This window comes from Zarconia sp., assembly GCF_057467645.1.
Genome location: NZ_JBRJXU010000009.1, coordinates 26,895 through 39,497, shown reverse-complemented (window position 1 = coordinate 39,497; position 12,603 = coordinate 26,895). Strand labels below are relative to the sequence as shown.

Annotated in this window: 11 protein-coding genes and 1 tRNA gene; 7 read left to right on the top strand and 5 right to left on the bottom strand. The window is 49.3% G+C overall.

Features of this window, described 5'->3' with window-relative positions; genetic code table 11:
• Window positions 1–78: 78 nt before the first annotated feature.
• Window positions 79–1,245, top strand: a complete 1,167-nt coding sequence (locus tag AC2215_RS01645) for a pentapeptide repeat-containing protein (protein WP_486808208.1) — start codon at window positions 79–81, stop codon at window positions 1,243–1,245.
• Between the two features lie 4 nt (window positions 1,246–1,249).
• Here the strand turns inward: AC2215_RS01645 and mazG are convergent, their stop codons facing one another.
• Together mazG and AC2215_RS01635 are read right to left on the bottom strand one after the other, a co-directional pair.
• Complete coding sequence (gene mazG / locus AC2215_RS01640) at window positions 1,250–2,140, bottom strand: nucleoside triphosphate pyrophosphohydrolase (protein ID WP_486808207.1); 891 nt, start codon at window positions 2,138–2,140, stop codon at window positions 1,250–1,252.
• Between the two features lie 197 nt (window positions 2,141–2,337).
• Window positions 2,338–2,952, bottom strand: coding sequence for a metal-binding protein (locus AC2215_RS01635; protein WP_486808206.1), 615 nt, complete (start codon window positions 2,950–2,952; stop codon window positions 2,338–2,340).
• A 50-nt stretch (window positions 2,953–3,002) separates the two neighbouring features.
• Here AC2215_RS01635 and AC2215_RS01630 point away from each other — a divergent pair.
• The 4 genes from AC2215_RS01630 to AC2215_RS01615 all read left to right on the top strand — a co-directional run bounded on the left by AC2215_RS01630 (window position 3,003) and on the right by AC2215_RS01615 (window position 7,923).
• Window positions 3,003–3,074 (top strand) — tRNA-Val (locus AC2215_RS01630).
• Window positions 3,075–3,526: 452 nt separating this feature from the next.
• Window positions 3,527–4,396 carry a DUF928 domain-containing protein gene (locus AC2215_RS01625; RefSeq protein WP_486808205.1) on the top strand — a complete coding sequence of 290 codons (870 nt, stop codon included), beginning with the start codon at window positions 3,527–3,529 and terminating at the stop codon, window positions 4,394–4,396.
• A 316-nt stretch (window positions 4,397–4,712) separates the two neighbouring features.
• Window positions 4,713–5,477, top strand: a complete 765-nt coding sequence (locus tag AC2215_RS01620) for a DUF928 domain-containing protein (protein ID WP_486808204.1) — start codon at window positions 4,713–4,715, stop codon at window positions 5,475–5,477.
• Window positions 5,478–5,529: 52 nt separating this feature from the next.
• Window positions 5,530–7,923 (top strand): CHASE2 domain-containing protein, encoded by a 2,394-nt coding sequence (locus AC2215_RS01615; RefSeq protein WP_486808203.1) that lies wholly within the window; start codon window positions 5,530–5,532, stop codon window positions 7,921–7,923.
• A gap of 408 nt (window positions 7,924–8,331) precedes the next feature.
• Here AC2215_RS01615 and AC2215_RS01610 read toward each other — a convergent pair whose 3' ends face one another.
• From AC2215_RS01610 to AC2215_RS01600, 3 genes are all read right to left on the bottom strand, one after another.
• Window positions 8,332–8,619, bottom strand: a complete 288-nt coding sequence (locus tag AC2215_RS01610) for a hypothetical protein (RefSeq protein ID WP_486808202.1) — start codon at window positions 8,617–8,619, stop codon at window positions 8,332–8,334.
• Between the two features lie 127 nt (window positions 8,620–8,746).
• A complete protein-coding gene (locus AC2215_RS01605) occupies window positions 8,747–9,136 on the bottom strand; it encodes a Mo-dependent nitrogenase C-terminal domain-containing protein (protein WP_486808201.1) in 390 nt (129 codons plus the stop codon).
• A 579-nt stretch (window positions 9,137–9,715) separates the two neighbouring features.
• Window positions 9,716–10,585 carry a hypothetical protein gene (locus AC2215_RS01600; RefSeq protein ID WP_486808200.1) on the bottom strand — a complete coding sequence of 290 codons (870 nt, stop codon included), beginning with the start codon at window positions 10,583–10,585 and terminating at the stop codon, window positions 9,716–9,718.
• A gap of 257 nt (window positions 10,586–10,842) precedes the next feature.
• On the opposite strand from AC2215_RS01600, the gene AC2215_RS01595 reads away from it, so the two are divergent.
• Window positions 10,843–11,445, top strand: a complete 603-nt coding sequence (locus AC2215_RS01595) for a TerD family protein (protein WP_486808199.1) — start codon at window positions 10,843–10,845, stop codon at window positions 11,443–11,445.
• A gap of 381 nt (window positions 11,446–11,826) precedes the next feature.
• The gene (locus AC2215_RS01590) at window positions 11,827–12,402 is read left to right on the top strand and encodes a TerD family protein (RefSeq protein ID WP_486808198.1); all 576 of its coding nucleotides are present in this window, start codon (window positions 11,827–11,829) and stop codon (window positions 12,400–12,402) included.
• Window positions 12,403–12,603 lie beyond the last annotated feature (201 nt).

Genomic DNA, 12,603 nt, shown 5'->3' with positions numbered 1-12,603 from the left:
TTATCACCGGTCGATGGCTGATTCTGGCTCCGGCTTTGTGTAAAGAGATATAGACCTAGAGCGAGGAGAAAGAGTGCGGTGGCCGATCCCAAACACTTGGCATTACTCAGACAAGGCGTTGACTTGTGGAATGAGTGGCGAGAAAACAATTATGGCATCATCCCAGATCTCAGTGGTGCCGATTTGCGGGGAATTAACTTGGTGGGAGCCGATCTGAGCCGAGGCAACTTCCACCAAGCCAATCTCAGTCATGCCAATCTTTTCGGTGTCGATTTGGGTGCGGCGAACCTGAGTGCGGCGAATCTAGGTGCGGCGAACCTCAGCGGTGCTTTCCTCAACAAAGCCAATCTCCGGCAAGCCAACCTTCGTCGAACTCAACTGTGGGTAGCTCAGCTATTTCAAGCGGATTTAGCTGAGGCACAATTGAGTGATACCGATTTGAGCGATGCAGAACTCGGTCGAACGAATCTCCATCGCGCTCGACTCATCCGGACGAATCTGTGTGGGGCCAATCTCGGAGAGGCTCGACTCACTAACGCCGAACTGGTAGAAGTCCGAGGCAGCGGCACTAATTTTGGGGGGGCAACGCTGACGGGAATGCATCTGGTTAGTTGGAATATCGATCGCACCACTCGACTGAGCGATGCCATTTGCGACTATATCTATCTGCGAGAATATCGAGATAAACTGACGTGCAAAATCTACGTTGACGAGCGCTGTCCTCACGAAACCGATCGCAACTTCACACCGGGGGAATTTGCCAAACTTTTCCAAAGCACCCCCGAGGCGATCGACTTTGCATTTCCCGAAGGCATTGACTGGAGGGCATTTTTGGTGGGTTTCGAGCAGTTGTGTCGATCGATACCCAACAATGACTTCAGCATTGGCGCAATCGAAACCCGACCGGGAGGAGCGATCGTCGTCAGGGTGCGAGTTTGCGATCCGTGCAACCCGGAGCGGGTCGAACAATGCTTCAAACAAGCTTACCAGCACCAGCGACAAAGTGGCGATCGACGAGATTCGACGCAAAACATGACGACCCGCGATCGAAGTGGGGATTTATTGGATATCGTTCGCAGCCTCGCCAGTGCGGGATCTTCCCCAAACAAGCGCGATGAAGGCGATACAATCGATAGCGATGAGATTTCGGGCAACGAGGAAACCTCGTCCTGGGATCTTCCCCTCAAAATGCCACCAAAATGGGGCGAATTGCCATCTTTCTGGGGAGGTCAATGGTTAATCTGAAGCTTTAATCTGAAGTCTCAGAGACTCGGACGGAACTGGCTTTCTCACCGGCTTTCATACTCGCTTTTAAATGAGCTTTGGCTTGTTGCCACAGTGCTTCAAACTCCTCTAGAGTGCATTCCGAAATGGGGCGATCGCAAGCCGACTCGAGCCAGGAAAAACGCTCCACGAAGCGCTGGTTGCTGCCCTGCAAGGCTTCCGAGGGATCGAGATCGGCCCATCGCGCTAAATTAATGATGACAAAAAGCAAATCCCCCAATTCTTCCTGTTGCCGTTGTTTGCTCTCGTGCTGCAAAGCCTGTTGAAATTCTGCGAGTTCTTCGCGAAATTTGTCCCAAACCCCATCGATATTTTCCCATTCAAACCCGGCTCCTGCTGCTTTTTGGGAGATTTTCATCCCCGCCATCAACGGGGGTAAAGTCCGCCCATAGCGCTCGAGTTTGGCAGACAAACTCGGCTTTTGTCCCGTTTCTCCCTTCTCTGCAGCTTTAATTTGCTCCCAATTTTGACGCACCTCCTCAACGGTTTGAGCTTCAACATCGCCAAAGACGTGTGGGTGTCGCCGGATGAGTTTTTCGCTAATGCCGCGCGCCACTTGCGCCAGGGTAAAATCTCCTCGTTCTCGGGCAATTTGGGCTTGTAACACCACTTGCAGTAACAAATCTCCCAGTTCTTCGGCGATCTCTTCGGTTTCTTCGGAGCGAATCGCCGCGATCGTCTCGTAGGCTTCTTCGATAATGTAAGGGATAAGAGTTTGGGGGGTTTGTGCCAAATCCCAAGGACAACCGCCATCGGGCGATCTGAGTTTTGCGACAACTTCGATGAGTTGTTGCAAGGCGCTTAAGGTTTCTGGATGAGGCGAGGTAGACGAACTCGATGCGGGATTGGATGTCATGGGCAGGAATGATTTGAGGGGGAGTCGCAGTGGAACTGGGTGCATTATATAGCAACCGCTATCGCCATTAGGTTGAGAAGGTGAGCAACGGGAGCTTTGGGGGTGAAGGGTGCACAGGGGAAAGAGCGCGGGTCGATCGCACAATTGTCCCGTGTTGTCCTCACTGAAGTCGCGACTGCTATACAATCTAAAATTCTTCAACGTCTGCGCTTCTTTCTTTTCCTTTTTGGACGTTTCTGAGTCGCTATGAAGCCTTGCCAACCTTGGATTTGCCAGCGTTTGTGCCAACGTTTGTAGAGGGTACTTCCCCAGTCGCACGCCGAATGACTCATCGCGCCAATTTCAATTCCCAAACCCAACGCCAACCACTCACCGGTGTTACCCCGCAGCGATCGCATCATTTGAGCTCCCACGCCCTCTAGGATTCGACCTGCCCAAACCTGCCAATTCTCGATCCACCCGCCCAATTCTTGCAGGAGTGCCCACGCCAAAATGCTCACCATCCCCACCATCGCGATCCAACTTCCCAAGTAAACAATCCGCAGCACCGTCCCTAAAATCGGTCCGTGGGATAAAAGAGAACGATGGCGCAAACTTTTTTGATAGGGCAACCACATCCAACGCAGCCATCCCCAACGTTGGTATTGCCGCGATCGAATATCGAGATCGGGACCGAACATCAAACCCCCAAATAAAAACCCACCCGCAACTAATAAGGTGAGGCGATCGCTCTGAGTGCGAGCGAAGGTTAAGCTCGCAACCAGGGGTAAACTCCATAGGGTTATGCGGTCATGGGTTCGACCTGAAGGCACGTGAAAATGTCCGTCGAAATTCTGATATAGTGGTAGTCAGCACGAGATGCGGGCGGTTAGCTCAGCGGTAGAGCGCTTGCCTTACAAGCAAGATGTCACTGGTTCGATCCCAGTACCGCCCATTCCACAATCTTTGCAATTGTTAAGTTTTGTAAACAATAGTAAAGATGTTGCGATCGTTGGAAAGCGCGCGAAATATCGCTTATTCCCCACTCTAGACCGAGTTTTTGCCTGCAACAATCGAGGAAAGATTCCTAGAAATTGAGGCATTTCCCCATTAGACTACGTGTAGGGGGTGTGCCGATCCATTAGATCTTATCAGACTTGGGAAACGAAATTCTTGATGGAGCGTCTCTAGAGTTACGACACGTAAGGGTGCAAGAACGCTTCTAAATCCTAGGCGGGGACGACGATCGGCAACAAGCAGACTCAAGAGTGAAGGTTATAATAGCGGAAGACTCAAAATCTTCGCGCGATCGAGGCGTTCGGCATTAGAGCCGCTCGACTTAGACGATATCCGGTCTGTCATGCCTAGGTAGGTCAGTCATTAAATTGTGAAGGTGGTACTCATATCATGGCTTGGAAGAACCCCATATTTAAATTAGCAGCTCTTTCCCTGGGTCTGTCTCTGGAACTGGCAGTGGCAGCCGGATTCTCGTTCTCGGCAAGAGCTAGCTCTGAGGCAAACAACCCTAACTCAGTCATACCGCAAACTTGGCAATTCAGCCAGTTTAACCCGCCCGATCGGGGAGCACCTGAAACCGCTGTTGGAGGTGCGACTCGCAGTCCTGCTGACGTGTGTGGAGTTACGCCTCTAATTCCCAAAGATACAAGCGAGGATTACGGTGAGTTTCCTCCCTATTTTGGATTGACAGTGGCAGAGCGCCCGACTTTCTTCTTGCACGTGGAGAAATTTTTACACCAGGAAATCACCTTTGAGGTTTACGAGTACGAGCAAGTTACGGAAGGTCGTGGGAAGGATGGTCAACTCATCTACGAAACGACATTTTTTGTCCCTACGACTCCCGGGGTGATCAGTACTAAGCTGCCCCCTAGCTCGGGTTTGGAATCGGGTAAAACCTATCGCTGGTATATGGATGTCGCTTGCGGTCCTGGTGCAGACGTAAGTGTTCTGTCAGCAGTCGGTTGGCTAGAACGAGTCGATGCCTCTCCCGAACTCAGCAGCCAGCTCGTCCGCGCTGAGACCGCAGAAGCGCGTTCCCAAGTATATGCCGAAGCCGGTATTTGGTTCGATGCTCTCAATATTTTGGGACAAGAGCGAATTGCTGCCGATACTGACACTCTTAAAACCCAATGGGAAAACTTGTTGAGAGACATCGATTTAGACAATGCAGAGGGTTTAGCCAACGCACCATTCATGAATTGCTGTAACGAAGGCGTTGAAGTGTTTGGCGAAGAGCCAGCTTTAACCAGCCAGAACTAAACCCAGACGATTCAACGAAATTCCTCGGTATGACCCATCGTGCGCTCTTGCCGGGGTTTATTTATTGGAAGGGTCAAAACAATCGAGCGCAGCCGAGACAGCGCTCGTAGGTTGACATAGTTCGCAAAATATGTATTTGGATAAACGCAAAAACTCTTGGGGTTTTCATTCACAAAACACTATATATAGTGTCACTTTCGATCTATATAGCACTAAAATAAATAGCCAAACCGATCGTTGTCACATCGTGCTGCATAATCTCAGGAGTGTCAAACCTATGATTGAATAGATCCCATACAAAGAACGCACAACTGTCATGGCTCGCTCCACTTCTCTATTCAAAGCAGCGGTTGTTTCTCTAACTCTGTCTTTAGAGCTGGCGATCGCGAGTTTTTCCTCCCCGGCCAGAGCAAGCACCGTCAACTTTAACCCTCCCGATCGCGGCGTACCGGAGATGACCGTGGGTGGCGCGACGCGGGGAGACGGTCTGTGTGGAGAAGTCGAACCTCTCAGTCCCAAGGATACCACCCAAAATCGCGATTATCTTCCTTACTTCGGTCTGACGGTGACCGATCGACCGACCCTATTTTTCCACGTTAAGGGTTCGGCTAATTATGCTCGCGAGCAGCTCTATTTTGAACTCACCGAGGTCGGTGCAGAGGGGGAAACCGGTGAGGTGGTTTACCAAACGGACTTGAGTCTACCCGACCGCCGTAGCGTCATGAGTGTGAGTTTACCCTCCGATTTAGTTCTCAAAGAGGGAAAAAGCTATCAGTGGTATATCGAAATGACCTGCAACCCACAAGATGCAGGAAGTGCTGAGATGAATGCTCTCGAAGGCTGGATCGATCGCATTGGAGAAACCTCAGACTTGAGCGATCGATTGGAAATTGCTCGCACCCCCACCGATCGAGCTACAGTATACGCAGAGGCGGGGATTTGGTTCGACGCGATCGATACTCTAGCCCGAGAGCGGCGAGTTGAGGATACTCCAGAACTCAAAGCGGCTTGGGAAGCATTGCTCGGAGATAGCGATGTCGGCTTGAGCGATGATGTCGTCGATACATCTCTGGTCGACTGAGATCGAGATGGAAAAACCGAAATAAAGTTTAACCATTTGGGAAGACCCGCCTTTGTATTATCTGAAGTCGATCTGGCGATCGCTCTCTTACGCGGGGTTATTCCTTCCGATGTGGACGAAACTCAAACAGTTCCTCTGGCAATGGCGTGGTGTCCTACTTGTGGCACCGAGTATGGCGGGGTTAGTTCTTCTGGCCCGTTTTGCCGGATTGCTGCAAGTTCCCGAATTACGTACCCTCGACCAGTTTGTACGCTTGCGACCTCAAGAAGAACCAGACGATCGCATTATCATCGTCGGTATTTCCGAAGAGGATTTGCAAACCTATGGCTTTCCCATCTCCGATCGCCTTTTAGCCCAGGCTCTAGAAAATATTGCCAACCAGCAACCCCGCGCCATCGGTCTGGATATTTACCGAGATTTACCCGTTCCTCCCGGCTACGACACTCTCATCGAAACCTTTCGCAGCGACCCCAGTTTAATCGATCGAGACCCCCCCATCGAACCGGGCTACCAAAAACTGGTTGAGATTTTCCAAAATACTCCCAATCTCATCGGGATCGTCAAAGTCACTTCCGACGCAACCGGGGCAGGGCGGGTTGCACCTCCACCCATTTTGCAAGAACTCGGACAGCTTGGGACCAACGATCTCCCCCGAGATACCGATGCCAAAGTACGTCGAGCTTTCTTGTATCTCAACGACCCTCAAACGAAGGAAACCGTTTATAGTTTGGCATTTCGGCTGGCGTGGATGTATCTATCAGCCCAAGGCATCGAACCGGAACTCACCGATAATGATTGGGTCAAATTCGACGATGCCGTTTTTCCGGTCGTTGAATCGAACGATGGGGGGTACGTTCGCATCGATGCCAAAGGCTATCAAGTTTTGATGAACTATCGCGGCCCCCAGAATAGTTTCACCATCGTCGAACTCAACGATGTATTGGAAAAGAAGGTAGATCCCGAGCTATTTCGCGATCGCATCGTTCTGATTGGTTCGACGGCCCCCAGCCTCAACGACGTATTTGATACTCCTTACAGCAGTACTCTCATTGCCGCCCCGGAACAAATGAGCGGTGTGGAAGTTCACGCCAACCTCACCAGTCAAATTTTAAGCGCCACCCTCGATGGACGCACGATCGTTAAAGTCTTGCCCGAATCTTGGGAATGGCTGTTGATTTTGGCAGCCGCCACCGGAGGTGCGATTATCAGTTGGCAGTGGCGCTACACTCAGGGCTTTACGAAAATTCTTCCCCTGGTCGTTTCTATTGTGGGATGGGGAGGAATTGCCTATCTCCTGTTTCTGAGTGGTTGGTGGATTCCTGTCGTTCCCCCCGTTTTGGCAGCCGTTCTCTCCTCCGTGACGATAACCATTTATGTCGCACTCACGGCGGCCAATATTCGTCAAGCCTTCAGCCGCTATCTTACGGATGAAGTGGTGGCCAACCTCCTGGAAACGCCTGAAGGTTTGGAGATGGGCGGCGAGTTGCGCACGATTACGATTCTCACCTCGGACTTGAGGGGATTTACTTCGCTTTCGGAACGGCTATCGGCTCAGGAAGGTCCGCAAAAAGTGGTGTCCATCCTCAATATCTACCTCGAAGCCATGGCTGAGGCGATTACCTCCTACCAAGGCACCATCGATGAATTTATGGGAGATGGAATTTTGGTGCTGTTTGGTGCCCCCACCCAGCGAGAAGACGATCCCGAACGGGCTGTTGCCTGTGCCGTGGCGATGCAGTTGGCGATGAAGGGCGTAAACCAACAGATGGCCGAGTTGGGGTTACCGGATTTGGAAATGGGGATCGGGATTAATACCGGCGAAGTCGTGGTAGGCAATATCGGTTCCCAAAAACGAACCAAGTATGGTGTGGTGGGTTCCCAAGTCAACTTAACCTATCGGATCGAATCTTACACCATCGGGGGGCAAATTCTCATTTCCGGCTCTACCCTCGATCGGGTTCGAGATATCGTGCAAACCAATGGGGAACAACAAGTTTCTCCCAAGGGGGTTAAAGAACCGATTACGATTTATTCCGTTTCGGGTGTCAGTGGAGATTACAATTTGACCTTGAGTCAGGAAGCAGAAACTTTTGTGAGGTTGCCCGAAACAATTCCGTTGGAATATCGAATTCTCGAAGGCAAACATATTAGCGAAACGGCTTTTGAGGGAACGTTGCTCGAACTTTCCGAGCACTCGGCTAAGGTAAGCTTCGATCGCAGTCTTCGCCTTTTAGTCAATCTCAAACTCCGATTCAAACCGAAGGACAAACAAGATCGATCGGGTAGTGAATTTTACGCCAAAGTCTTGAAAAAATCTGGGAACAACGATACCGAGTTTATTTTGCGCTTGACCTCCGTGCCTCCGGATGTGAAAGCCACCTTCGATCGACTTTACCAAGCGTCGAATTCTAGCACCGCCTCGAATGTCACCTCCGCTCAAGCCTAAGGTCGGCGTTCTCCCCCAAGATTGACAACTCAAGCAACCGATCTGAGATTGTTCGCTCTGATTTTTACCGCTTATCACTTACCGTTCAGCGCGATCCCCATCTATTTTTCGCTCTTTTAGTCTAAATACCTATTCATCCTAAGTCCCATTTGATTCAAGAGTTTTCGATTCTTTTTAGAATTGAAAGATTGTCAAAAACTTAATATTTTCTTTGGGATCGGGCTAAAATTCCAAGGATAGAATGGAATAGCGATCCCAACGGTGAGTTCCAAAAAGAACTTTTATGAAAACCTCAAACTGCTTGATTTCTGCTTGTCGGTCTTGTCGGTATTATAAACCTGAAGGACGACGAGGGGGGCAGTGTCAACTTCTGGGTGCTCCGGTGCGCGGCAGCTGGAAAGCTTGTTGTCATGCATTTCCACCTTTTGCACCATCTTGGGAACATTTTGAAGAGCTGATGACCATCGACTCAGAGGAAGCAGCAATGCACGAGCGTTTGCCATTACGTTCGTCGGAGTCTTCTCGGTCAACAGCCCTAATATCCCAGAATTCAGCTTCCTTAAAAACAACGAGTTCTAAGGCGATGGTGGTCTGATTTCGGGAAATTTCGCGCTCGAAAAGTTTCGGAACTTTTCCGAACAAACCATCCTTAAAACCCTTTAAAGTTGGTGATGTCAGAAATCTAACCTCATTCAACCCCGTCCGGTGCGAACGCGATGGGGTTTTCCAGACATTGTTTTCGAGGTCTTGTTTTCGAGGTCTTGATGGTTCTCGAGTTGCGAAAACCCGCGCGAACCCGGTGCGAACATGGCGCTAATCATTGCTAACAGTAGGCACTGATATCCTCACCGCACTCATCGGCAAGATAGCAAAGCGCTCGGAAACGCAAACCGACCACCTCATCGTAGAAGGGATTTAATTTGCACAACGGCGGAATCCGGAAGAGAGTAATGTCGAACCATTTGACTTCTCGCTCAAAGGGACATTGAGCGGGAATCCATCGGCAAATCTGCCGAGCGACTTCGGGTGTGGTTGGAGTCAGTCGATTTAACCACTGCCGTAGGGGTTTGAGGGGAGCGAACCCTTTGAGCCGATCGAAACGGAATCCCTTAGAAAATTCAATGGGTTCTGGAAGTTGGTGAGGGTGAGATGGGTGCGATCGCACCCAACTTGAAACTACAACGTTTTGAATGATATCGCTAACAACGCTCATGCTTAATGTTTTCCGCTACATTTGCGCAACAAAGCCCGCTCGGTGAAGCATCGAGAGTAAGCGGGGCGGAGTTTACCGCTTTTCGGGCTAAAGACGATCAACTGCTTTCGGGCAGGACGAAATAACAGGATCGAGGGTACGATCCCCTAAAATTGACAGAAAATTGACAGCTAAATCCGATCGCCAATTGACAACTCAATCGACTCGCGAACAATCCGGGTAGATTGTGAGGATTTGGAGTAGAACGGTCAAGGTGTAGAGCGCGATCGCACAGATAAAGCGAACGAGTTGGATGTTCGAGTTAGCCCGCCCTCAGACTGTGCACGGGAGGGAATCGGGAAACGCACGGCGGTCGCAACCTACGGAAGGGTTCGGCAAGACTTGCGCCGAAGGCATGAGTCTAATGCATTATCTGTTGGCTAGACTCTCGGATCTGTTGTTCTCTTACGACAGTTCGACCGAGGATTCGGGATAAATGTTTCCCATTCTCGAACGAGATGCAGGTGTCGTTCCGTCCTAGAGCGAACTGCCTGTCTTCATTATGACATCAGAATAAGCAATCGACTTGATAAGTTTAACTTATTTTTCACGTTGGGGCTGACGGAGAATTTGTTCGCGACCAGAGTATTGCAAGTCGCCTCGAATCGACGGAGAACCGGGACGATGAGTCACGGTTCTTTGCAGGTGACTCGTTCCAGATGTCGATCGGGTTTCGCGAATCATTTGTACCATGCGCGGCAACAACCGTTTCACCATCGCCCGTTGCTTCCGTCGCACGGGAACCAATCCTTTATCGAGTTGGGAAATTTGACCTTGAATAGAGGCAACGCGATCGTGAAGGTGCTGCCACTTGGTCATTTCCACCGGGGTCATCTGTTGGGCGAGGGCTTGCATCTGTCCGTGTAGCTGGGCGATCTCATTCTCGATCTGCCGCACTTCTGCGGACGGTTCTGACAAGCGATCGAGGCGATCGTAGAGTTGGTGGAGTTCTTGACTCAGGTGAGCGGCCAAATCCTGCTTTTGCACCGCTTGTTGTTGTAACTCCCCTAAGTCGGCACGCAGTTCGGCCAGGGATTGCTCGAGCCGCTCTAACTGTTCGGGTTTAAACTTCACCCGCACTTGCTGCTTGAGGGCTTCGATTTGACCTGCCATCGTTTGATTGGACTGTTCGAGGGCACTCAGCTTTTGGACGGTGTTATTGAAGTCGAGGGGATCGGGGTAGGTTGCCAGGGTATCGTGAATTTGGGCGATTTCCGCTCGCTGCTTTTGCTGGAACTGCTGTTGCCATCGCTTGCGATTTGCCCAATTGAGCGAAGCCGTTAAAGTCAGAGGCAAACCGAGTACCAGGATTTCTTTGGTGAGGACGGTTGCTCCCAAGCCCAGCCAAGAACCAATTACGGCAGCGCGTTCCGTCGTTTCTAACCAGTGCGGTTTTTGAGTATTGCCCATTACTGTTTCCAGGGGTGAAGATTTGGCTTTTTGTATCGCGTTGTATAGCAGCCTGACGCTCGGGCTAATATACGTTCGGCAACGATCGAGAATGGAGCCGATATAATATTAGAATGGCAGCGGTATTTAGTGAGTTTATAAACCCTGAATCCCTATCTGTATGTGTCTCGGTTGACTTAAGAAAGACGCTCTATATTGTAGTACGGTTTGCTGTTACTGTCACCTGGCATCCGATCGAGGAAGTCCAACAAAATACGATGGCAATTAACCTGCAAAAAGGACAGCGGATATCCCTGACTAAGGAAGCACCGGGTTTGAGGCGGTTGATGTGCGGACTGGGTTGGGATGTTGCGGGTTCCCAATATTGGGGACTCCGAAGAGTTTTTGGAAACGGAGAGGATTTCGATCTCGATGCATCGGTTTTTTGTTTGAACGATCGAGGTCGAGTCTCTCGTGGAGAAGATGTTGTCTACTATGGAAATTTACGCCATTCTTCGGGGGCAATCGTTCATGGTGGAGATAATCTAACGGGAGAAGGCGATGGGGATGACGAGCAAATTTTCATCGATTTACCGAAAATCCCCCAGGACATCGTTCGACTAGCAATTACTGTTAATATTTACGACTGTCGCGCTCGCCGTCAAGATTTTCAACAAGTTAAAAATGCATTCGTTCGTTTAGTCGATCGAGCCACGCAAAAAGAGTTAGCCCGCTATAATCTTTCGGGAGAAAACTATTACGGTATGACGGCAATGATGATGGCTCATATTTATCGCTCCCCACAAGGATGGCAGCTTGAGGCTGTTGGCCAAGGTTTGCAGGTCAATGGTTTGGATGCGATCGCCCGCTCTTTTGGCTGATGCGTCGAGCGTTAATATTCATTTATAAAATCTTTTCTTGTATTTTTAAAGATTTAAATTTATAAAATATTTTTCGCAGATAAAACTAGAAATTCGATTCAAAAAAATATTAACGCGGTGTGCGCTCTTTTTGCGCTAGAAAGGATGGTGAGCGAGTCGAAAAATATCCCTTTTCCCATTCCCCCTTCCCCCCGTGGAAGAGGATTTTGGAGAATTAAGTTGCACATGGCGTTATTAGATTGTTTTTGTCTGACGGTATAAATACGGCTTAAATCGATCCAATAACTTCGTTAAATATCTTGGCTTTTGAAACAATTATTAATTTGAATTTTTGAGAAAAAATATTACGATATAGATCGTTGTATTTATCTTAAATTTAAAATGTCGATCGAACTCAATAAAGGCGGAAAAATTGACCTAAAAAAATCGAGTCCGAGCTTAAGATATGTTGGTGTGGGTTTGGGGTGGGATATTAATGAAAGCGTGCAATCGAATTACGACTTCGATCTCGATGCTTCTGTCTTTATGCTGGGCGCCAATCGAAAAATCCCCAACGAGCAATTTTTTGTGTTCTATAACAATCTCAAGTCTCCTGACGGTTCCATCGAACATTTTGGGGATAATCGGACGGGGGAAGGGGGTGGCGATGATGAAACCATCGAGATCGATTTAAAAAAAGTCTCTCCAGAGATCGAAGAAATATTATTTGTGGTCACTATTCACGATAGCCAAACCCGAACTCAAAACTTCAGACAAGTACAAAATTCCTATATTCGCCTCTACGATGCCGCGACCGAAAAAGAGGTTATGAAATATAAGTTGAACGAAGCCTTTTCCCAAGAAACTGCCATTGAATTCGGTCGATTGTACAAGCACAATCGCCAGTGGCAGTTCCAAGCCATCGGTTGTGGCTACACCAATGGTTTGCAAGGCTTTGTCGATCGATACGCATCGTAACCGAACCGAAGTTTTGAATGGGTTGCAGATCGACTCAGAATGCAAGCGGGGATTTCACTCTATTCTCCGTAACAACCGATCTGATTTTAAGCTTATCTAAAACTGGTGTTAACCTAAAGATAAAGACTTTCGAACTCAATCCGTGGATGTGCGGTATCGCATCCGATAGGTTCAAGAAAACTCCGTAAAAGTGCGGCAACA